Annotated in this window: 28 protein-coding genes and 1 tRNA gene; 6 read left to right on the forward strand and 23 right to left on the reverse strand. The window is 45.3% G+C overall.

Translation table 11 applies throughout. From position 1 onward, the window contains the following. The first annotated feature begins 13 nt into the window (after positions 1–13). On the forward strand, positions 14–679 hold the full coding sequence (locus SynPROS91_RS02435) for a HEAT repeat domain-containing protein (RefSeq protein WP_255439877.1): 666 nt from the start codon (positions 14–16) through the stop codon (positions 677–679). Here SynPROS91_RS02435 and SynPROS91_RS02440 read toward each other — a convergent pair. From SynPROS91_RS02440 to SynPROS91_RS02460, 5 genes are all read right to left on the reverse strand, one after another. Further along, positions 676–1,581, reverse strand: coding sequence for a HEAT repeat domain-containing protein (locus tag SynPROS91_RS02440; RefSeq protein ID WP_255439878.1), 906 nt, complete (start codon positions 1,579–1,581; stop codon positions 676–678). The two genes, SynPROS91_RS02435 and SynPROS91_RS02440, sit on opposite strands and share 4 nt — an antisense overlap. A 111-nt stretch (positions 1,582–1,692) precedes the next feature. Beyond that, positions 1,693–2,574, reverse strand: a complete 882-nt coding sequence (locus tag SynPROS91_RS02445) for a phycobilisome rod-core linker polypeptide (RefSeq protein ID WP_186518141.1) — start codon at positions 2,572–2,574, stop codon at positions 1,693–1,695. A gap of 275 nt (positions 2,575–2,849) precedes the next feature. Beyond that, positions 2,850–3,347 (reverse strand): class 2 C-phycoerythrin subunit alpha, encoded by a 498-nt coding sequence (gene mpeA, locus SynPROS91_RS02450; protein WP_186518150.1) that lies wholly within the window; start codon positions 3,345–3,347, stop codon positions 2,850–2,852. Between the two features lie 43 nt (positions 3,348–3,390). Continuing rightward, the gene (locus tag SynPROS91_RS02455) at positions 3,391–3,927 is read right to left on the reverse strand and encodes a bleomycin hydrolase (RefSeq protein WP_041426329.1); all 537 of its coding nucleotides are present in this window, start codon (positions 3,925–3,927) and stop codon (positions 3,391–3,393) included. 194 nt (positions 3,928–4,121) lie between these two features. Further along, positions 4,122–5,318, reverse strand: a complete 1,197-nt coding sequence (locus SynPROS91_RS02460; protein ID WP_186518152.1) for a HEAT repeat domain-containing protein — start codon at positions 5,316–5,318, stop codon at positions 4,122–4,124. Between the two features lie 174 nt (positions 5,319–5,492). Between SynPROS91_RS02460 and SynPROS91_RS02465 the strand changes: the two genes are divergently transcribed. The 3 genes from SynPROS91_RS02465 to SynPROS91_RS02475 are packed head-to-tail and all read left to right on the forward strand — an operon-like array spanning position 5,493 to position 6,373. After that, positions 5,493–5,813: a hypothetical protein gene (locus tag SynPROS91_RS02465; protein WP_186518154.1), complete on the forward strand. Its 321-nt coding sequence runs from the start codon at positions 5,493–5,495 to the stop codon at positions 5,811–5,813. Further along, complete coding sequence (locus SynPROS91_RS02470; protein ID WP_186518162.1) at positions 5,807–6,115, forward strand: Nif11-like leader peptide family natural product precursor; 309 nt, start codon at positions 5,807–5,809, stop codon at positions 6,113–6,115. Before SynPROS91_RS02465 ends, SynPROS91_RS02470 begins: the two co-directional genes overlap by 7 nt. Positions 6,116–6,139: 24 nt before the next feature. Further along, a complete protein-coding gene (locus tag SynPROS91_RS02475; protein ID WP_186518164.1) occupies positions 6,140–6,373 on the forward strand; it encodes a Nif11-like leader peptide family natural product precursor in 234 nt (77 codons plus the stop codon). Positions 6,374–6,382: 9 nt separating this feature from the next. On the opposite strand, the gene SynPROS91_RS02480 is transcribed toward SynPROS91_RS02475, so the two are convergent. The 11 genes from SynPROS91_RS02480 to SynPROS91_RS02530 form a co-directional block, all read right to left on the reverse strand. Beyond that, positions 6,383–6,688, reverse strand: coding sequence for a CpeR family transcriptional regulator (locus tag SynPROS91_RS02480; protein WP_186518166.1), 306 nt, complete (start codon positions 6,686–6,688; stop codon positions 6,383–6,385). Further along, a complete protein-coding gene (locus SynPROS91_RS02485) occupies positions 6,678–7,304 on the reverse strand; it encodes a chromophore lyase CpcT/CpeT (protein ID WP_186518168.1) in 627 nt (208 codons plus the stop codon). Before SynPROS91_RS02485 ends, SynPROS91_RS02480 begins: the two co-directional genes overlap by 11 nt. 14 nt (positions 7,305–7,318) lie before the next feature. Beyond that, positions 7,319–7,858, reverse strand: a complete 540-nt coding sequence (locus tag SynPROS91_RS02490) for a phycobiliprotein lyase (protein WP_186518170.1) — start codon at positions 7,856–7,858, stop codon at positions 7,319–7,321. Between the two features lie 274 nt (positions 7,859–8,132). Next, complete coding sequence (locus SynPROS91_RS02495; protein ID WP_186518172.1) at positions 8,133–8,867, reverse strand: phycobilisome rod-core linker polypeptide; 735 nt, start codon at positions 8,865–8,867, stop codon at positions 8,133–8,135. A 78-nt stretch (positions 8,868–8,945) separates the two neighbouring features. Next, positions 8,946–10,592 (reverse strand): phycobilisome rod-core linker polypeptide, encoded by a 1,647-nt coding sequence (locus tag SynPROS91_RS02500; RefSeq protein ID WP_186518174.1) that lies wholly within the window; start codon positions 10,590–10,592, stop codon positions 8,946–8,948. Between the two features lie 51 nt (positions 10,593–10,643). Next, positions 10,644–11,528 carry a phycobilisome linker polypeptide gene (locus tag SynPROS91_RS02505; protein WP_186518176.1) on the reverse strand — a complete coding sequence of 295 codons (885 nt, stop codon included), beginning with the start codon at positions 11,526–11,528 and terminating at the stop codon, positions 10,644–10,646. Between the two features lie 160 nt (positions 11,529–11,688). Next, positions 11,689–12,378: a pentapeptide repeat-containing protein gene (locus SynPROS91_RS02510; RefSeq protein WP_186518178.1), complete on the reverse strand. Its 690-nt coding sequence runs from the start codon at positions 12,376–12,378 to the stop codon at positions 11,689–11,691. 4 nt (positions 12,379–12,382) lie between these two features. Then, positions 12,383–13,141, reverse strand: coding sequence for a phycobilisome rod-core linker polypeptide (locus SynPROS91_RS02515; protein WP_186518180.1), 759 nt, complete (start codon positions 13,139–13,141; stop codon positions 12,383–12,385). A gap of 252 nt (positions 13,142–13,393) precedes the next feature. Beyond that, entirely contained in the window at positions 13,394–14,224 is an 831-nt protein-coding gene (locus SynPROS91_RS02520; RefSeq protein ID WP_186518182.1) for a phycobilisome rod-core linker polypeptide, read from the reverse strand. Between the two features lie 207 nt (positions 14,225–14,431). After that, a complete protein-coding gene (locus SynPROS91_RS02525; protein WP_186518184.1) occupies positions 14,432–15,010 on the reverse strand; it encodes a hypothetical protein in 579 nt (192 codons plus the stop codon). Positions 15,011–15,017: 7 nt separating this feature from the next. Then, positions 15,018–15,446, reverse strand: a complete 429-nt coding sequence (locus tag SynPROS91_RS02530) for a hypothetical protein (RefSeq protein WP_186518186.1) — start codon at positions 15,444–15,446, stop codon at positions 15,018–15,020. Between the two features lie 509 nt (positions 15,447–15,955). On the opposite strand from SynPROS91_RS02530, the gene SynPROS91_RS02535 reads away from it, so the two are divergent. Further along, positions 15,956–16,384, forward strand: coding sequence for a hypothetical protein (locus tag SynPROS91_RS02535; protein ID WP_255439880.1), 429 nt, complete (start codon positions 15,956–15,958; stop codon positions 16,382–16,384). Here SynPROS91_RS02535 and SynPROS91_RS02540 read toward each other — a convergent pair. From SynPROS91_RS02540 to SynPROS91_RS02550, 3 genes are all read right to left on the reverse strand, one after another. Next, positions 16,376–16,630 (reverse strand): hypothetical protein, encoded by a 255-nt coding sequence (locus tag SynPROS91_RS02540; protein ID WP_186518187.1) that lies wholly within the window; start codon positions 16,628–16,630, stop codon positions 16,376–16,378. The two genes, SynPROS91_RS02535 and SynPROS91_RS02540, sit on opposite strands and share 9 nt — an antisense overlap. A 405-nt stretch (positions 16,631–17,035) precedes the next feature. Next, positions 17,036–17,698, reverse strand: coding sequence for a hypothetical protein (locus SynPROS91_RS02545; RefSeq protein WP_186518189.1), 663 nt, complete (start codon positions 17,696–17,698; stop codon positions 17,036–17,038). Between the two features lie 212 nt (positions 17,699–17,910). Continuing rightward, positions 17,911–18,450 (reverse strand): hypothetical protein, encoded by a 540-nt coding sequence (locus SynPROS91_RS02550; protein WP_186518191.1) that lies wholly within the window; start codon positions 18,448–18,450, stop codon positions 17,911–17,913. A gap of 72 nt (positions 18,451–18,522) precedes the next feature. Here SynPROS91_RS02550 and SynPROS91_RS12120 point away from each other — a divergent pair, with 72 nt between their 5' ends. Further along, complete coding sequence (locus SynPROS91_RS12120; RefSeq protein ID WP_255439881.1) at positions 18,523–18,840, forward strand: hypothetical protein; 318 nt, start codon at positions 18,523–18,525, stop codon at positions 18,838–18,840. Between the two features lie 193 nt (positions 18,841–19,033). On the opposite strand, the gene SynPROS91_RS02560 is transcribed toward SynPROS91_RS12120, so the two are convergent. The 4 genes from SynPROS91_RS02560 to SynPROS91_RS02575 form a co-directional block, all read right to left on the reverse strand. Continuing rightward, complete coding sequence (locus tag SynPROS91_RS02560) at positions 19,034–19,210, reverse strand: hypothetical protein (protein ID WP_186518193.1); 177 nt, start codon at positions 19,208–19,210, stop codon at positions 19,034–19,036. Between the two features lie 884 nt (positions 19,211–20,094). After that, positions 20,095–20,167 (reverse strand) — tRNA-Phe (locus SynPROS91_RS02565). Positions 20,168–20,197: 30 nt separating this feature from the next. Beyond that, positions 20,198–20,758 (reverse strand): ComF family protein, encoded by a 561-nt coding sequence (locus SynPROS91_RS02570; RefSeq protein ID WP_255439883.1) that lies wholly within the window; start codon positions 20,756–20,758, stop codon positions 20,198–20,200. Positions 20,759–20,846: 88 nt separating this feature from the next. Then, the gene (locus SynPROS91_RS02575) at positions 20,847–21,134 is read right to left on the reverse strand and encodes a DUF2470 domain-containing protein (RefSeq protein WP_186518197.1); all 288 of its coding nucleotides are present in this window, start codon (positions 21,132–21,134) and stop codon (positions 20,847–20,849) included. Positions 21,135–21,167 lie beyond the last annotated feature (33 nt).

Raw genomic sequence — 21,167 nt, forward strand, 5'->3', positions numbered from 1 at the left:
GAGGTCATAGCTATTGCATCCTGCTAAGCTCTTAAAATCTTCCTCTTGTGTTGTGTCTTCAATACTATCTCTTGATGATCTGTTTCTAGATTTATCACATCCGAATCCCAATATTAGAATGGATGCATGTGTAGTAATGTCGGAAAATTATTTTGACGAGGCATTGCCTCGCCTTCTCGATCTGTTAAATGACCCTGATCCTTCCATCTATCGAACCGCTGTTAAAGGTTTAGGTGTGTTTGGTCATCGTGTTGTGCTTCCTCTACTCGATCTTTATAAAACAACCAGTAGTTCCACGGTCAAAGCCTGCTGTATCAAGGCTTTCGTTCAAGTTGCTGTGAATTTTCCAGAAGTGGCTTTTCCAAATGAAGCCATCATTGTATTAGAGAGTGCCCTAGACAATTCTAATCCTGTTGTGTCTCAATCTGCATTGATGACTCTTGGGCATTTTGCAAAACAAGAGTTTGAGAAGGAACGTGTTGTCCCGATTTTAATTAAAGCATGCAATAGCGCAAATATAGCTCATGTTCAATCAGCGGTGATGTCCCTTGCGGAAGTTAGTTCTTCTGATATTGATCAATGTTTTGCGAGTTTGATTAGTAATGAATCAACGGATGAGTTGGTTAAGGACGTTCTCGAATCGAGCGTGTCTCGCCGGCAAAGTCTGTTTGGTGGTTAGATCGTATCTCGCCGGTTGATTAGCTGATTCCTGGCAACGATCAGTACTCCTTTAACTTGCTCATCAGATTCTCTATGAATTGCGTGCTCGATAGTATCAATCGAAATCACTGAATCCATTTTCATGAGTGATAATGCAGTATTCTTTCGCACCTGATCATTACTGTCTTCTAATAATTCGTGGAGCTGATTGGCAGCTTCTTCTTGATCCATCGATTTTCCTACGATTGTTGCTGCTTCTGCGCGCACCTCGCTATCTGGATCCTTTAATGCATTCAGTATTAATAATCGCACTTCGCCATTTTCTTGCTTTTGAGCTTGTTCAGCTAAAGCACTCAGGGCTGCGATCCTTATTTCCGGATTTGTAGAATTTGTTGCCGAATGCAAGGCCATGGGGCTTTTAGAGCCTATGAAACCCAATGCAAGATTGATTAATCCTATCTGAAAAGCTGTGCATTTTGACTCAGTTAAAATTTTCAGTAATGGCTGAATCGCTGGTTCTCCTATGGTGGCCATTGCTCCCGCTGATGAACCTTGCACAACGGGATCTTCGTCTGTCTCAAATGCTTCGATGAGATTTGGGAGTGCTTTTTTATTCCCAATAATGTTTAGTGTTTTAGCGGAGGCTCGCCTAATAATTGTATTAGAGCTGTTTTTTAATGCTTCGCATAATATTGGAATGGCTTCTTCTCCAACTGAGCCGAGGCTTTTTGCAAAGGTTAATCTCAACTCTCCTCTATTGTCACCTAATCCGGCAACCATTTTGTTGATGGATTCAAGATCTTTATTTGGTAGTTCTCCATCGCTCAATTTTTGTTTTAAGACCGTAGCAAGTTCCAGTGCTTCTTCCTGCGTAAGAGTCTCACTTTTCATGTCTTCTTGTTGAGATTGGACTCTTGTCATTTTTAAGCTTGTACTTCCTCATTGAATCTAGCTGATCTCTTCTGTATTTCCCCATAAGAAAAGCCCTCATCTTTGATGAGGGCTCCTGCTAATTATTCCGAGATTTTGAATCTAGAAGAAGATTCCAAATGGACGGAATGGTACATAATCACTCATCGCTGGTGGGTTATGACCTGCGTACTGTTGCTGAGGTAGTTTGACAGGAATTTTTGTGACAGACACATAGGAGAAAGGCTGCGGTTTGGTGCTCTCTCTCAGAGCATTTGCCAAAGCATTAATGGTTTTGCTTTCTCTTCCCTGTGCGTTATCACTGATGGCTACTTTCATGCCACCAAGATCCCTCATTAGGTTGTAGGAACGAGTGAACATTCCTGCGTATGAATCTTGAGTACGCTCGTAGGGAACGGTGTCGCTGCCAAATACTTCGGTGTATTCAGCAGAATTGGTCAGTGAGTCAACCAGAGCATCAAAGCCGTGTTCTGCTTGTAGCTTGATGTGATTCTGAACCTCTGCTTGGTTGAGTGGTGCTCTACCAAGAAGATGCTTGAAGTTGAGTTCGATGCCTCGCTGTGCTCCCACTGCATGGAAGAAGTTATCTTTGTAGAAGGTTGACTTTGCCAATCCGTTGACAAAATCACGGACATTGATTTCTCCATTAAGGAGCCTTGCTTCCAGTGAGGTCTCTTGCTGGCTTTCCGTGGGTGGCATATTGCCGAGTACCTGGCGATATGCAGCCTTGATGACACGCTTGAGTGCTTCGCTGTCACCTGGGCTGTATCTGTCAGCTACGACTCCGAATGGACATTCGGAATGAAGTCTTGGGCCTATGCCGATTCCCGATGCAGCGCAGTGTTTTCTCTTGTATTCAGCTCTTGCGTCAGAAGGAGTATATGGAACTGTGCTTTTTCCAGCTTTGTTGTTTGTGGAGAATGAAGCTGGACCTGTCCTAGTCGCCGAGGTCAAGGACTTCAGGCTTGTTTCTGCTCCGAGCATGATGAAGATGGGGGGAGTGGATGTTTGAATACGCCTCTACATCTCAGGGCAAGAAATCAATTATGCCGTGAAATTGTAAGGCTTGATATTGCCCGATCAGGATTCGTCAAGGAGTTGTTTCTCTTTTGAAAGAAAGACTCAAAAGCGATATCCTTCCTGACTTTCTATGCCTTAGGAAGACTTTGCATTGGCCAGGTTAAATTCCTGAAAAAAAAGGGTGGGCATTGCCCACCCCCTTGTTCCATGCGGAATCAATTAATACCTAGAGGTATTAATCAACCCAGGGAGTTGATCACGTAGTCAAGCAAGTTGTTGTACGCAGTCAGAGCTTGGCCGCTCATGTCGCGAGGTGAGCAACCGTCGTTGCGCATGTTTGAGAAGCCTGCAACGTAGGTACCAGCATCGATGCTGAGAGCCTTGTAAACTTCTTTCTGGCCATTGATGGCGAGTTCGTCAAGAGGACCAGTGCCGCCTGTAACCAGGCAGTAGTTGATCAGACGCAGGTAGTGAACGAAGTCACGCTTGCACTTCTCTTTGCCTTCAGTTGCACATGCGCGTGGCTGGCGGCCAGTAGCACCGTTGGGGTACTGAGCGTAGACAGCGTCAACAGCGCGCTGTGCAATTGCGTCGTAGTTAGCGGAAAGCTTTTCAGCAGCTTCAAGACGAGCAGCAGCGCGTTGGATAGAACCCTGAACGGATTCCATATCTGATGCTGATGGGAAGCGGGAAGCGCTGTCGGCTGCGCCGACAACTGTGGTGATAACAGACTTCATGAGTTGGAAGTTAGTGGTGTTTGACGATTAAATGAGATCAGGTTCAGCTGATTGCGCTGATCACTGCATCGAAGTAGCTACCTGCTTCACCAGCAAGGCTGGCGCAGTCACCCTGAGTTACAGCTGCCTTCTTAGGCTGGCTGTTGGTATTTGTGATCAATGCTGCGGAAGCGGCCTTCATGATGGCCACTGCGCGGGCAGCAGATCCTGTGGGAACGCCAAGTGCGGCGTAGGTTTCGCGGAGGCCATTAAGGCAGCGATCCTGCAGGACGGAAGCGTCGCCTGCCAGAAGCGCGTAGCTCACATAACGGAGAACGATCTCGCCATCACGAAGGCAAGCCGCCATTTTGCGGTTGGTGTAGACACCACCATTAGGTGCAGTTAAGCCGGTGTTTTCACAGCAAATGCCAGCAACGGCGTCAGAGACGATGCAAGCAGCGTTTGATGAGAGGGCGTTAACAGCGTCGAGGCGCTTGTTGCCGTCAGCAATGAATGACTTGAGAGAGGCAAGCTCGCCTCCGCCAATGAAGGCGCCGCTTGAATCGGCCGAGACGGCCTTCCTGGAGAATGCGTCGAGCATGAGGAGTTGGGAAGAGTTTTTTGGGGGGATGCGTATCCGCCAAATGGACATTACTTCTCTTTTTTTGCTTACTCCTGTTCAGGGCGATGTCAAGACAGAAAAGTTTGCAATCGCCAATCCGAAGAAAATGTAAAGCAGCACGGGATCGCCCTCAATCCCAGTGTTGGAGGGCTTTTGGGGTGGTTTGTAAAACATCATGAAAACTTTTTAAGCACCTGTGAGCAGCTCCATTTCAGTGGCAGCCACTGTGAGTTTGTGCTGATGTCCTTGAGGAGTCCTAGCTGGTCGTTCAGATCCAGTTCTAGGCAGGCCCATGCTGCGGCAACTCTTGACTTTGCATATTGAGGAAGGGTCTCAGCTAGAGAAGTTCTGATTAATTCCGCTCTCTCGTGGATGGATGCGAGACCAATCAACGACGTGAGCAAATAGTTTGCTCCGTAATCACTCCACAGACGTGAGTGAATCCCATCAATTATTTTGATTTGTTGAGGCTTAGGCATTTTGAGCAGGCTTAGTGCTGCTCCGTATTGTTTTCCTTCGTCTCGGTGCTGCAGGTTGTTTTCAATCTCTGTTGGGTCTTGGTTGCTCAACCACTCTTCGCGCATGGAAAGATTTCTAGGGTCATCTTGCAGAAGCGTTGTAATGGTTTTGATGTGTTCTTCAGGGACTTGTGCTTTTTTGCTTGGATCAACGAGCTGAAAGGCACTCTTTGCTCGTAATGGCATTGATACAGCACTCTTGATCAGCTCACCCAACATGTTGATGTCGCCAGCATCCCCAAGGTCGATCACCGCAGAACGGCGACGCCCTGCTTGAAGATCATGGAGTTGAGCAATCAGTGGCTTCAGTTGATCTAGGTCGCCCTCGACCCGAGCGCAAAAAGCCCTTGCTGCTCCTGAAATTAACGGATTTTCATCATGGACAAGGGTTTGAATGAATGATGTTCCACTCTGAAGGCCTAGTCTTGTATGAGCTTGAATAACAGATCGTCTTTGTGGATCACTTCCTTTTAAGGCTTTCAGGAGTGAATCACATTGACTTTGGCTGAGGGGAGCAGATATTTGTGTAATTGAATCGGCGGCATTGATGACCGATGGCTCATCATCAAATTCAAGGGCTTTAAATAGGCAATCTAAAGCTTGTGCGTCTTTTCTTCGTCCTAAGGCTTCTATCGCTTTTCGCCTTGTAATTCTGTTAAAGAGGTCCTCTGGATCGAGATCAACCGCGCTGATGAGACCCTGTAATGACTCCTCGCTTGAGCATGCTGCGAGTCGTGTGGCAGCCATATATTTATCTACAGGGTTAGGGAGATCTCTGGGATCGGATAAGAGGATTTTTAGAGACGACTCTTCTGACAGTCCCTCGAATAAGACATCGAATCGCTCTGCCATAATATTTCAATCACCTTGACTTCATGTAAGCTTACCAAATCTACCACTTTGTATTGGCAGTTCATCAAGTGAATAGGCTTGGTTGACTTCTCTGTTCTCAGCCGATTCACTTGAGCAATCGTAATCTCCCCATACTGCATTGGTGTAGTATTGATATCAACGGTTGGTTTTAGGATGCCAGTTTCAATTGAAGCAGAAAAAGCATTGCCTCGCTTTGTAGAATTGATTGCTCAAGATGGTGATCTTCAAGATCGCTTTAATTCTGTTGATGATATTAACTCTCTGCGTAACTTAATTCTTTCTGTGGAACCATTGCTGACTGGTGCTGCTTTGATCCCATTAGAACAAGCCACTCGACCGCCTAAAATTTTGGTTGATTCTGGCCATACGAGTCAAAAAATCCCTTGGCGTCTCCTTCGTTGTACTGGAGGCCCGCTAGTTCTTCAGCTCATCTGTTTGAAGTCCAATTTTGCAATTTGGATTGAACCTTGCTAAATTCATCTTCTCGCCAAATCATCCAACAATTTATTCACTCTGTTGTTCAGAGTCATGAAATTGCAACTGGGCTAAAAAAACTTACATCGCATGGACAAATTGTTGACTATGCAAATTCGAAAGGATTCTCTTTCGCAAAAGCTGATTGGGATGAATTTATTCGTTCAGATTCTGAGTCTTTAAGTTCTCAGGATAAGCAATCAGCTCATTTTGATAATACGAACCACTGGAGTTGGGCTTTTCGTCAGGTTTCGTCTTGGAGAGCTATGCTGATGGAAGGAGCCGATCAAGGTTCTTCTTAAAATCTATAACTTCATTCCGAATCCATGAGTTCCCCCCTTTCTGATTCCCAGAAGGATCAAATTCTTAAAGATTTTATTCAGCTCGCCCAGAATGATGGTGAACTAAAAGACGAGATTAAGTCTGCTCGTAATCAAGATGAACTTATTGCCCTTGCAGAGCAAAGGGGGTATCACTTTGATTCATTAACTTTGCTTCGCCAATGGAGTGAGCATACTGATTTTTCTCAGCCTACATGGATGGGATGGTTTGCAGATTAAGGTTATTCATTACGAATTTATCTCTGAATATCTTGTTTGTTTAGATCCTTTTTTTGCCCAATAGGTTACGAGCTCTTCTCCTCCTGGTCTTGGCACTGAAGCGATTGCTCTTAAGATTTTAAAGGATCGATTTGGCCCCATCGGCCAATTACCAACAGCTTTTACTGCTCTAACTCGACCTCCTAATGATTCCATAATTGCTTCAAATTTTTCCAATTGAGTTTGATCAACAGTCTCAAAAATAAAATCACTTCCCTCGCAAATAAGATGCTGAGACCGAATCCAAGATTTTATTTGGGTTTTACTATCTTTCATGGCTACGTTTTTTAATGATCCAATCATTGGAAATTGTCTCTCCAATATCTGCTACCTTTTTGAAAATCAATTGTCCGTGCTCAGACCCCCAAATCTGTTTATTTGTATCCGGATCATATCCGCGATCTCTGCTTGTCCAGCTCTCTTGAGTAACTTCAACTTCACTAACTAAATATGTGAGTTGTCCATCTCTTGGGATCATGCATCTTTTTCCTGGCTCTACTGATCCAATATATTCTCTATTTTTTTTTGTTTTGAAATGCATTGCACACCCACACCTTGCTTTTAAGTTTTCCTTTTTCAAGGATGCAAGAAGTTCAGGATTTCTACCAGCACCGGCTAAGCGCATTGGATCTGCATATCCAAAATTTTCCATGATGAAGGTATTTGAGATTTCTTTATGAGCAATTAATTTGTGCACTCCTTGTCTGTATGGTGACCATGGAGCGTAGTCATAGTGTTGTTCTGAATAGAATCCTGGGCCATCAAAGATTCCCCAAGGTAGTGGTCTGAAGATTATATTAATCCGAGCAAAATCTTTTGGATTTTGTTGAGATTGCGCGAAGTTGTCGTATATCCCTGCAAGTGTTTGAGCAAACTCTAATATGGAATCCATAGATTTATTTGTAGTTATGATTTGGTTAGTCGACGCACTTCTGAAGAGAATGATGTTTGTAGTATTCCCGAGCCCTCAGATGTCTTAAGCACAGAGGAGCGGCAGCGAACGTTTTCGCTTATAAACCAAATCCTTTCTTCGGCAATTGATTGATCATATTTAGTTCTCAGGACAAATGTTCCATCATCTAGAAAATTATATTCTGATCTTGCCGCTATAGATTCTGCGTAACCAATGCTTCTGAGAAGTACTCCGGAGTGTTGATTGTTTGGTATTGGCACAATAATACACTGGCCATTCGCAACATCATTGGGGTCTTCAGGTTCCCAATCACTTTCAGCAGCCCATTTCATTAAAAAAGGTGACTTAATATCGGATACACTTAAGTCACCTTCTTGTTTTAGTATCGTTTGCAAATCAGAATTTGTTTCACTGATTTTTTCTACAGATATTTCGCTTAGGACATCTTCAAATTGTTGAAAGGCCAGAGAATGGGCTGAGCGCATTGACCTCCATTCACCTTCAGTCTGAGCAACAAACTGCTCAATATCCATCTTAGTTAGCGAATGTATTAGGTTGTTCTTGCTGTAGAGGTGGCCTTGTATTTTGCATCATGTTGACAACTGAATCAATCATCATTGACATTGCCATAGGGTTTTTATCTACCGATCTCTCAAAAGCTGTCTTTTGATTTTTTATCTTTTGGGAATTTGGGCGGATGATTGGCATGAGGTCTGGGTATTGGGGTTGGTTATGTTTTGAGTTATTATTCCTATAGATTCAATTATGGCCTAACGCCGAAGGGGCTAGGCCATAAAACCAGGACCTTTAAGCCTTTGTAATACTAAGGATCTTCCCGCCTTGGGAGAGAATGCTTTTTATTGTTGATGACATTGATGTTTGGCTTACCACAGATTTCTGCGCGACCCGACGATTGGCACCAATTTGCTTTCGTGAACTCCAGCTTATGGTTAACGCTCCTCCATTTCCAACTCCCTTCCTTTGAGAGATATCTGGAACTGAACCTGTTGTGATGCTTTTCAGAAGTGTAGAACCTTTTTGGGCCCCATCATATCCTGCATATCCAACTTCAAAGGCATTAGTTCTGGCGTAATTGATTGTACTCCCACCCTGCATTGTGTTTGAGCCACGACTGTAAGGGACCTGATCAATACCAAAAGCAGTTAAATATTCTGCGCTATACGTATAGCTTGCGATTTCAGTTTCATAGCCCTCATCACTTAGGAGTTTTACGTGTTCCATAATCTCACTTTGGCCATGAGGTGCTCGACCTAGAAGATGTTTGAAATTTAGTTCAACAAATTTATAAGGACTATTCCTCTCCAGAAAGAGTTTTTTATAAGTTTCCGACTGAGCAAGTGCGGTTACAAATCCCTGGACAGTTAGGTCTCCATTGATGAATAGTGCCTCTAATGATGTATTGACGTCCAACTCCATGAGATGTCGATTGCCGAACACTTGCCTGTATATTCTTTTGATCACGTCTCTTGAGTGATCAAGATCTACATTTGCTTTTGTGGCAAGAGTGAGTGGCTGTGACATTGCTTTTTTTTGGGGTTGGCCAATGTTAAGGGGGGCCTTCCGATTGGAAGGCCCCCCTTATTGAATATTAATTCCTTCTTACATTACTTCTGTAATTGAAAGAATCTTTCCTCCACGTGAATGGATGTACTTCATTTGGCTGGACATGTCTTTCCCAGAAACTAGATAAGTGCTGCCCGCTGTGCGTTGTCTGCTGCGTGCAGCTTGTGCCGAAACAACGATTCTGAACCTCTTCTTGGTTGGATCTGCGGCACCTGATTGTGTACCAGTGCGGTTGATTCGAGTGGTGGTATCACTCCAACCCCCTGGAACTGTCCCTGTTGCAACAGACGTTACGAGTGAAGATCCTGTTTGAACTGTGTCACTCGCCGCATAGCCCTCGGCTAATTTCAGGTGACGATTAAAGGCCACTTGAGACCGGCCATTCTCAGAAAGGATACGTGCAAATGGCACGGTATCTTCGCCGAAGGTTGTTTGATACTCAACGCTATCAACATAGCTACAAATCTCTGCTTCATAACCACGTTCAGCGAGTATTTTTGTGTGCTCACTGATTTCAGCCTGTGAACTTGGGGCTCTTCCTAAGAAGTGCTTAAAGTTTAATTCGATGAAGCGATAAGGAGCATTTGTTTCAAAGAAACGACGCTTGTATTCGGCTGAAAGACCTAATGCTCGTACAAATTCACGAGTACTCAGATAGCCGTCCACATACTTGCTTTCAGCTGAGATTGCTCTTTCGAATTCCATCAGGTGTGGGTTACCCATGACCTGTTTGTAGGATGCCCTAATTAAGGCGTTGAGTTGATCCGTAGAGTCGCCTGGGCAACGTTGGAATGTTTCTTGTTCCCGTTGTCCAAGCCCAAAGAAGACGTAGCTGTCACCACGCATGGGTGCGCCATCTTTTCCACTTGTGACACCAGGTGCTCTGCTTGCAAAACGACCTGCTGCATAGCTTGGAGTGGGTTTGACTCCGATCGATTCAGAAGGCACATTGATTTTTGGTGCCCGTCCACTTGCATAACTACTGATTAGGTTGCTACTTCCACCTCTGGCACTATCACTCCCTGCAAAGCTTTTTTGAATTGCTGCAAGTAGCGGGAAGGCAGAGGTTGCTAAATCAGCTGGTGAAGACCAGGCTCTCGCATAGGGAACGACATCACTTCCAAATACTTCGAGATATTCAGCAGAATCAATAATGCTATCGATGACAGCTTCCTGTCCATGCTCAGCTTGAAGCGAGATCTTCGCTGAAATTTCGGCCTGTGAATGTGGTGCTCTCCCAAGCAGGTGTTTGATATTTAAATCAATGCCTCTTTGAGGACCAACAGGTGTGAAAAATCTCTGTTTGTAAAAACTTGACTTCGCAAGCCCACGAATAAAATCACGAACTGTTAGTTCTCCATTACGGAGCTGTGCTTCGAGTTCTTTGGAACGCTCGAAATCCATGACATGGGCATTGCCAAAGACTTGACGATATGCAGCTGCAATAACATCATCAAGCGATGAGTTGTCATCTGGGCTATAGCATTCCGTTGTCACTCTGTGGGGGCAATCTGCATGGCTTCTTGGCCCTACGCCAATTGCCATTTGATCGCATGAATTCTTGAGGAATTCTCCTATGGTTAAAGCTGCTTTCTGGTTGGATCTCCCCTTCCTTTGAAAGGTAACGGGATTATTCCACTTGCTCTCTGCTCCGAATCCTGAGGATGTTTTGTTGGTGGCCATGTTCAATTTGAGTGTTTGTTGAGGTTGTTAGCTGATTAAGTACTTAACGCTTTAAGTGACTGGTGTAATGCTAGAAATCTTACCCCCTTCACGATGTATTCTTATGAATTGTTCAGAGAGTTTATCGAAGGGTATGTAATACACTCGATTTGATTTTGTATAGCGTGATATTCGCCGTACGTTGTTAGCGCTGTAACCAGTAACTTCAACGCGATAGGTGGTCCCCTCTTGTCCTGCTCCCACGCCCAGTCGCGTTGGCGCATCTTGTAGGTTTTTCGATCTCCTAAAGCTCCAACCTGTTGCTTCTTTGGATGATGGTGGGACAACAGCGAGTGGAAGGTTTTGGTAGACCGCTCCTCCAAGTTTTGCTGTGATGCCTGAGAGGTCACCCTTCAGACTGCTACTGCTATTGCCACGAAGCAGTTGGAAACTCCATGTGAACTCTTGAAGGGTTTTGCAGCTTTCTGTCTTCCAGCCACGCTGATAGGGCACAACCCACTCCCCGTAAGTGTTTTGATAATCATCAGAATCTAAAAAGCTATCGATATCGGCCTCATACCCCAGGCTGTCAAGACGTTCTGCGTGCGCGCGCATTTCTTCAAAATCGACAGGTGCTCGTCCCATCAGATGTCGGAAGGCAAGCTCGATATATCGATAGCGCGGGCATGATTCGAAAAATCGACTTCGATAGAGATCGCTCTTCGCGATTCGGCGGATCAGTTCCCGAACGCTGATTTCACCAAGTTTGAACTGGGATTCTGCGACCAACTGCCGCTCGCTCTCCATGACATAGGCATTGCCAAGCACCTGCTTGTAGATAGCGCGTATCAAGGCTTCCTTTTGGATGTCGTCGTCGCCTGGAAGCAGTTCGAGCGGTGCTTCACTCTCAGCGGAGAAGCGCTCAACCCCTAGTAGCGAGGCAGGACCAAAGGGCATGAATTGCTCTCTCGTTTATCTCTGATCAATCTCTTGCAAAACCTCTGCGATTGGGCATCTTCTTTATAAAGCTCAATCAAGTGTTCAGTTTTGTTGCGTGACAGGACGACATGATCGATTTCGACGCCGAGCGCCTTCAATCGACCCTTTTTTTGTGAAATTATGTTTCTAACCGTAGGGACTCGAGGCTTGAGCGTGTAGTGCTTCGAGTGAGTGGATTCCAGTGATCCAGCTCGATCGCAGGCCTCTCTAGCAGGCGTTCAATGTGGGGTGCCATTCCTTTGCACATTGAGAAATCGGTGCCTTTGATTGATTCCAGTGTTTCTAGGTTCGCCTCTGTTAGATCAGCCCCTCTTAGGTCTGCCATATTTAGTTCGCTTGTGCCAAATCGGGTTCCTCGGCACATCGCTCCTCTTAAAATTGAATGGCGAAGATCAGCGCCAGCCAATGAAATGTTGTCCAGTAATGCACCGCTCAGATCTGCACCACTTAAATAGGTACCCATTAATGAACCTTTCCGGAGATCTATTCCTCTCAAATCCGCATTGTTTAAGAATGCTCCATTTAGTTGGGCTCCTGGCCCGATGGCCCCACTTGTTCGAATATTAAATCCTTCTGGAAGTTGTGTTTTATTATCGTATTTTGCTAGCCTCAAATCCACATATTCCATTTGGCAGCCTGATAAATTGGCCCCTCTTAAGTCAGCTCGGCATAGATTTGCACCTTTTAAATCAATAGTTCCAATATCTTTGTTTCGCCAATCTGCACCTCTGGCATCTACTGGGTATCGCATCATCTGATCTGGTGATGCATTTTCAGGTGGTGTCCAAGTGCTTATGTTCAAATCCATGCTCTTAATTTTTCACCATAGAGATTCCAATTGTTAGTATGACTCTAGCAATCTCAAATCCTCCAACTGCAAACAAGACCAGCCAACTCTTAATGAGCCATTCAGGTGGTTTATTAACCAGTGATTTTATTTCGCTTCTCTCTCCACCAGTGGTGAATGTTTTATTGACTACTTCTCTTTCAATGAGAGAATTTTTCCAATCTTGCCCATAGCGAGGAAAACTTTGATAGATCGGCATATCTCCAGTTGATCGGCCTGGTATTAACCTGCCACGTTGGGCTGGTGTTCCATCATATCCAAAGTTGATCATATATTCATCACTCTCAAGAATTTGATCTATAAAATATGCGAATCCTTTTTCTGCAATGATGATAGACCACGCCAACCTTTCGCTTTCACCGCTCACTGACCGACCCAGAACTCTTCCCACTACTTGATCTACCATCCTGTAATTAGAGCTGCATTGGTAATATCCTTGTTGAAATCTTTCCGACAATAAGAGTCCTCTTACAAAGTCGCGCATGGTTATGTAACCACTTCTTAATTGTGACTCGAGATGTTTGTCTTTATCGCAAGTCATTGCATGAAAGAAAATCTGTTTGTACGCCTGTTCGATTAAGCTGTCCATGTCTCTACGAGTTGATGTCCCAGAGGTGGATATCTCTCCTGTTGCTTGATATTTGATTGAATCACTATTTCCAGCAAGATTGTTGACTCTACTGTTCTGGCTCTTCAGAGAATAGTCGCGAACAGGAATAGCCATGGAGATTTTTTGTTTCTGCTAGGTAGAATTGCCCAACTTTAAGCGTTTAGTTCATTGGCTTCGTTCTTTGTTTCCAAAACTTAAAGTATCTAAGGTATTTTGCCTGGGTCAAATATTATCATTTTGTGCAATTGCAAGGCAAAAACGCGATTATGTGGAATCAAGAATCCACATAATCGCGTTAGAGTTTTTTAGTTTAATGGTCTTAATAGAGATGTTTAGCGCCTTTTTATGCTCATGTTGGGGAAAGGTCTATCTTTTTGTTGTTTGTGGCGTGAACATTCTTTGGAACGCTCCTGAGGATGGGTCTCTTACGGCTTTCGAATAACTAAATCCTGTGACATCGTAACTACCTGAGGAGGTGCTTAGCTTCCTGGCATTGGCTAAAGACATCACGAGTTGGCTTCTTCCGCCAATGATTTTGTCTGAACCTGCGTTTCCTGTGCTCACTGAGCACATATTCACGAATGTGGAGCAGTAAAATCCTGCTTCAGATTTCCAGGCTCGATCGTAGGGCACTGTATCTGTACCAAAAACTTCAAGATATTCACCAGATGAGGTCATTTTATTGATCAAGGCATCATATCCCTGGTCTGCAATTAGACTGATACAAGCACCAATTTCAGCTTGATTAATTGGCGGTCGTCCCATTAAATGTTTGAAATTATGCTCTACTCCTCTTATTGGTGATACTTTGTGGTAGTAGTTCTGTTTATAGAACTCTGACTTTGCCAGCCCTGTTATGAAATCTCTAGTTGTGATTCTTCCGTCCCTGAGCTGAGATTCCAGTTCTTTGCAGCGTTGACTATCAGTTGGTTTTGCATTGCCGAACACCTGTTTATACGCACTGCTAATAGCGGATTCTAATGCATTATTTCCAGTGCTCGCATATTCTTCTGCTGTGACTCCAAATGGGCATTCACCATGATGTCTTGGCCCAATGCCAATCCCCATAGATTTGCATTGGTTCTCTTTGAATTGTTCTACTGTTAGAGCGGCTATCCCTTTCGTCTTTTGATTCGTTGTTGTAAATGAAGTACGAGCATTATTCGTGAAATCACGTGTTGGCTTGATGGCTACCATAGCTCTGTGGATTAAGTCTTGATTTTTTTGACTCTAGTTCCGTTTGCCTTTCTTCTACCGCTTTTCCTCTTTCCGCAACAAAAATTTTAGTAATACTCGCTTCCGTTCAGAACCGTGTTAGTGCTGTCTCTAATCGATTCCGTATCGTATCATTTGTTTGGTTGTAACCAGCTTTTTTTATTTTTTTATAGATTGTTGACTCTGCTTTTATTGCATGGACTCCATTGTTGCGACTAGATGGTTGAAGCACCCATCTAGCAGTTCTAAATCTTTCTGTTGAGTGCTTTCGAAATATATCTCTCTGCATTTTACTTGTAGTTCCTTTAGACATATCATTAATGCGTTGACTGGTACTTCTAGTATTGAATACAATTCTTGAACTGCCTTTACCCCCTCCTTGTCAGTAATATCTGTATTTCCCGCTGCTGTTCCGTAGATGCTGATTCTTGCAAAGTGAAAGCAATCTCTCCAGCATGCCTCTGCTCTTTCCTCCGGATAGAGCGAACCACCCGGCTCTATGATCTCTGGAAATCTTCGGAGAAGAACATCTTTCGCTTCATCAATTAATCTTGGCAATATATTTTGCAGTTCTTCAAGCTTGCTGGCATCGCTATGAGACCTCTCGCAGAGGATATTCAGCTCTTCAGTGCTCAATAATCTTTTTGCTCTATCGGCTGAATCAAGAATTTTCGCATTGCTTTCTGGTAACTGATTATTTTTATGTAATCCAAATAGCTCTGCTTTTTTTGTTAGCTCTTTTATTTTGGCTGACGAATCGTTGTTCATTTTTGATTTATGTGGTTGTTGTGTCCATAATTGGTGATGCCGTTAGCCACCCATGTCGTTCTAAATAAAATGCCCAAGTAATGTCATTTCCAAGTCCTGGACAGTGTTTGCTTGCTGCTTCGGCAATATCACTAGGTACATCAAGTGATATTAATAAGTTTATGATGTCACTTGTCTTTTCGATCTTTGTGGATCGAATTGCAGCACCTACGATCCATGTGAGTTTTGTCTCTGATAATTCTACTTGGTTGCTCTCGCATGCAAGAAGAATATTTCCTGGATTAGAGATATTTTTTAGGGTATCTCCCCATAGCATTATGTCTTCCGACTTTAAATTTAGCCTAAGGACTCCGTCCCCGACGTTGAAGTGAACCTCTTCCTCCTCTGAACTACTTTTTAGCAGGTTTGAAAGTGTCTGTTTGGCTTTGCTTTGCATTTGTTGAACCTCCCGCTTTTTTTGTCTATCAGTAAATATGTCTTTATTCTCTTCTCTTTGATTCGTTATCCTTGGCTATTTTCTGATTTTATCATTAATCTTTATATATCCTGCTTTCCTGCTTGTTTGGTTTGCTTCTCAGTTTTCCTTGGTGACTTCATTGCCTTTTCTTTTTTTCCCTTAAAGTTCGTTTTCTTTGTTTTCATCCTATCTTTTTTGGCAAGCGACTTTATTGCTAGTTTCAATCTTTCGATAATTGCTGAGATGTTCCTTCTGTGAATCAATGTGTCCTGTCAATTTCGTTCAGCAATCGACTTTCTGAAGGAGCTCGTGGTTTTCAAAGCAGTCACCGCACCCCAGGTTTCCTTTCTCCCATTGCACTGCTGCGACTCAAGCTCTTGCGCTGATCAATTGAGCCAGCAGGCCTTTCTCTGCAAAAGAGCTCGTTCAGAGTGGACAAGTTCATCATGATCGATACCATCAGCGTGATGAGCGCGGAGTTCACTCCAATGTCCACTTCTAGCCAAGACATGATTCAGCAGTTGAGTGGTCAACTTCACTTCGTCAGCGAGATTGCTGAATCTTTGACGCTCAGGTTGCTAGCGCTCGAAGAAAAACATCACGAACTCACTGCGCATTTGGAGTCTGTTGAGCCGGAGAAGGCTGATGACTCCAATAGTTTTTTATTACTCGCCGATAGTAGCGACCGTCTTGAGCAACTCCGCGGCTTGCTCCATGAGAGAAGCGAAGAGCCGATCCAGCTAGAGACCCCTCGACTTGAAGCCGTTGACGATTCTCCTGTCGACCCAGGCCCCACGATGGATGAGCCTGAAGATTTTGATCTGGAGCCAACCGTGTACGTCAATGATTCTCAGGAACCACCTTCAGACACGCTTGATCCAGAGATGGAGCAGATCGATGAGCTGCTGTCAGCTTGAGTGGTTTGAGCCATCTAGTTTGAGCAGTCGAACCCTGAAGATGGCAACCTGACGTGCTTGTTCGGGTTCGTTCTGTAGGAATGGATGGTCGTCCATCTGTTTAATCACTAGATCGATGCGTTCATCAATGGACAGATCAGCAAATTCCTCAGTTTTTGCTGATTGCTTCCACGTTCGGTCAAACACCATCGCAAATCCGTCAGGATTATTGAAGGTGCGATCGTCATCGAGCGGTACGCGGATCATCAGCTTATGGATGCAAATACCAGGATCCAGATTTGAACTGGGAGCATTTCGACAATTTGCCCCTTCAAGCACTCAAATTGGTGTAGCAGTGATGCTAAAAAGCGCCCAGGAGGCGTTTTTGCTTGCTGCTGATCTACCTCTCTCAAGCCGTAGAGCAAGTTGTTTGGTAGGTCCAACGCATTCCTGAGGGATGCATGGATCTCAGAACTCTATCCCTCGCCCGTTTCTTCAGGTTTGATGAGCCTGCCTTTGATCTTTTTCAGCTTCCTGGTAACCATGCGAGTCAGTTCTTTCTACGGGTGGGAAGCCAATCCATTGGTCGATACCTAAATGTTTCTGCTATCCGTTATTGACGCCACTGGTCTCAGTTTAGAAGCATTGCATCCGCCTCTTTCACGCTTGGCTTTATCGCTTCATATATGCATTGGCATACTGATCAATAACGCTTGCGTCGTAATGATGGGAGGATAAGACTTCCGTAATCCTATGTGCCATGGTCCTAGATGTTGCCGAATATCGATGGCCGAGTGGTTTGAGTCTTTTGCCCTGATCTCTCAATTTAGGGATCTTTGCCGCTCGATATTGCTCTTCTGCAAGGTCGATCATATCTCCACTGCTATTTTCAAGCCACCAGTGGTAGTCATTTGTTTCTTCAAGTTTGCGTGAACCTCTGATGCAGTCAAAATCTTTCCAAAAGAAGCGATGTAGCGTATGCATGGTAAATAAGTGCCACCCTCTCGTTTGATTGAGTGAAGTAGGCAGAGGGTCTTTTGATGAGTGTTCTTGATTCTCTATTTGGATTGCCCCACCAAATTCTCTTTCAATCTCAACAGTTGAATACAACCACTTTTTCCCTTTTGACCTTTTCTCTTGCATCATGCCCATCGGGTTGATGAAGAGATCCAGGAAGCACTGAGAAATCGTCAGGATATTTTGATCAGTTGAAGGGATTGATAGGTCGCCATCGCAAAATTGATCAGATGGAAAGAGTCCATCCGTGTGCTGCTTTAGGACCCTATTTCCGTTAAAACAGAGATGACCAGATCGACTAGAAAGAAGAAAACTCATGTGGCTTGGTTAGAGCCTTCCTGATTGATTTATTTCACTTATCTTACCTCGCCACTGGGTGATTTCATCCGTTTTTAAGGACTTCCTCGCATCTCATTCGTTGATTTCATTGCACTCATCCATTCATGCTCAGGATCTGGAGGCCCTGGCAATGCCTTCGGCCAGACCGATTGTTTGAAATCTTGGACGTCTGAGTGGAGGCAGTGTTCTTCTCATGCCTCGGATGCATTCCAGTCAAAGACCAGAACCATTTGTACCCTTAGTTGAGCTGCGGCTTCCAGAGCAGGAGTGAGGCTGCGTTGCCGTTGAGGGTTTTGTTTCATTACGTACTCAAGGTCCTGTAAGAGCATGGAATTCATATTCATTGCAAGAATGCATTGAGCATTTTCACAGTGATTCTGTTTGATGTCGTTGTACATGGTGACAACATCCTTGATGTAATCAATGAAGACCATGCTTGATCGCTCCATTGCTAAAATCTCTTCTTTGTTCCATCCAAGAGTCGTAATCAGTTGATGGCATGCTTCCAGAGCGGCGATGGTGTTTTCGGTTTCTTTAAAGGATGTCTTGATCAATGCATCGATATTTGCAATGCAAAAATGCATCCCATACACCATGTTGTCGGCTTGCTCTAAGTCGTCTTGAATCCTGTCCCAGGTAATGCGTGCAATACGGTCGTCGGGTTGCAGCTCTGCAAGAGCTGTTAATTGAAGAGACCGTGACATCAGTTCTTTATTTAGCTTGCTGTTCATTGATCTCTAGACAAAATAAGAGTCGACGAAATGGTTGTTTAGCGTAACCGCTTCTTCAATGGCGAATTTTGCTTGGGTCGCGCTCCGTCGTCCCTCGGCGTAGGTCTCAGCTCCCCGCGGATAGGAATGGAGTGGCTGCTGAGGAATGATGCGCTGCGGCCTCTTCGGCAAGATGGAAGCTTCAGCGTTCGCTTTATGACGTACGAGCAAGAGGTCATCATCAAGTGCGCTATCAAAGGCACGCTTGGCGGTCTCGACAGGAAAATGACCGCAGAGGAGCTTGATGAGTTGCTGAACGGCTCCCAGGATTGGAGGAAGCACTTGGTGATTGAAGAGATCACAGAGGTGGCCACCATCCATGCAGGGCGCCGTCGTCCAGAAATCGACTAGGGATGAAGGCTCTGCCCTTTGGCAGCAGATTCGGAATTGGCCAACTGTTCAGCGATGTTTTGCTTTCCTCTGAACTCCAATAGCTTTTGGAGTTCAGAGGAGATTCAATTGTCTAGGCGATCGTTCTACACCTATGAGATCTAGTGCTGAGGAAGCGACTTGAAGCTGTAAAGGGTTACCTCGCCTTACGTTTTTATGATCCTTTGCCCATCGCTGGACCTCGGGCGAACTCTGAGTAGAGCGCCGCTGCCTCATTGGACATCCCTTTGTCCCAAAGGGTTTGCGCTCTTTCCTGCATCCATAACCCTGCTTCGCTCCAGATTTGTCGCTTAAGAGTGTCTTGAAGATGCTTCTTATCTTGCTGATGCATGCCTTTCACAACATTTTGAGGTTGTATAGGCGCCCGCCAACTGGGAATCGGCAGCGGTTTTTACCAGAACAAAAAACTTTCGGATCCGATCTCAGTTCGTTCCGCTCATTGGCGAATGTTTCCTGCGCCCAGCTCTCTCAAGATTCTTCCGTCGGTTGGAGTTGATGAATAGAACTGCAGTTGAGGTCAGACCGCTTCGATTCCTCCTCCGCCCTCATCAGTCTCTCTACCAGGTTGAGGGTGTCGTTGTTGGACAACTCTCCGTCTTTGCCCCATTTGAGACTGGATAGGTCGGTGGGAGACATTTGGATCTGAATACGTCGTCTAAGGAAAATAAGGGCACTGAGATCGCTGTTGTGGCAATGCTCCCACAAGATTCACTGAAGAAATTCTGAAATCAGTATCCGTTCGATACACAACTGAATTCACTGCTGATTTGGGATCGAAGAGTCACCAGGTGTCCGTCCCTACACAAGAGTTCTTACGGATACATAAGACTCTGTTTGTTCCTGGTTTGGGAATGCACGGCAAGGGGGAGGGTTGTGAGAGACCCTCCCTTTTTTTGGTCCGCTGACGACCTCATAGGGATTTAGTGCTTGTTCCTACAAATGAGTTCAGTTTGATACACAAGAATCTCACCAGCCTCTTGGGGTGGAATCCAAGGGGAATGCGTCGAACTGGGGAGGTCTGGGGAGACCTTCCTTTTTTTTATGCATTGGTTAAGGGGAGTTCTGGCTTTGCTTTGTGTTTAAAGAGTTCTCAGAACATTCCCAACCGCTCCAATGCCTATTGGGGATGGAGAGGAAAATCTTATCTAGCAGTGAAAAGCCAGTCGCTACAGCGCATGCGTTTCAGCAACGTGCTTTTAATGGCGTTTTGGGAAATGCCAGGACCCAGATTTGAACTGGGGACACGGCGATTTTCAGTCGCCTGCTCTACCAACTGAGCTATCCCGGCACGTCGCTTTCACGACACCGGAATCTTAAATCACGGGGTGCGCCCCAGGCAGATCAATCCCCTGACCTCTAAACCAGCACGCTTCAACGTATGGAGTGCTTCTTGGGCTGTGGCACCACTCGTGAGGATGTCATCGACAATCCAGGTGGGAGTTGCAGAAACGCACCAGGATTGTTGATCTGGGTGGATCGCGAAAGCAGATTTCATGTTCACAAGCCGCTGACGGCGACTGAGATGGTGTTGGCCCACGGTGGGCCGACAGCGTTTCAGCAGCGTCTTGGTGGTGCGTCCCAGGCTCCGGCAGATCAAGGCCGGCAGCGGATTGGCTCGCTTCTGCGTTTTCCAGCTTGGGATTGGAACCAAGAGGGCCTTGGCGGGAAGGGTTCGTTGCAGAGCGAAGGTGATCGCCTTCAGCACTGATACGTCTTGATTGAGCCTTAGGCGCAAGATCTCTCGGCGAAGCTCTCCTCGATACCAACCTGCCGCGTTGAAACGAACAGGCGTGACGCCGCGCAGCCCCGATTCTATGAGGCCCAGCCTTTGCGTGCACTCGCTGCAAGCTTGATCAGCGTGTTGATGGGGTTGGATCACCTTCTTGCATATCGGGCAAGAAGGCACAACGAACAGGTCTTGAAGGCAATCTTGGAGTGCTGTTAGCAAAGCATCAAAACGACTGCTTTCAGGATTCCCCTTTGCTCCCGTCAGAGGGCATCGCTCTCAGCATGGCCACCATGGTGCGGTGGGCGTCCTCACTGTCAGTGAGTGTGTGATCAAAAGGGATCCTGAGGGGTTTCCCGTCTACCTCAAGGCTCATAGCGTCAGCGTTAACCGCCGTCATGGTGGCGATATTGGCAGCACTGACTCCTCCGTAATGGAGGGCGTACTGAAGCACTGCATCGCCATGGTCATCATTCATGTGACGACAGATGCGTTCGCTAACAGCGGGGGTAAGCGGATCAGCGGTCATGGTGGAAAGGGGCGAAGGTGAGGGTGGGGGAGT

The sequence above is a fragment of the Synechococcus sp. PROS-9-1 genome (genome assembly GCF_014279775.1).
Classification (GTDB): Bacteria; Cyanobacteriota; Cyanobacteriia; order PCC-6307; family Cyanobiaceae; genus Synechococcus_C.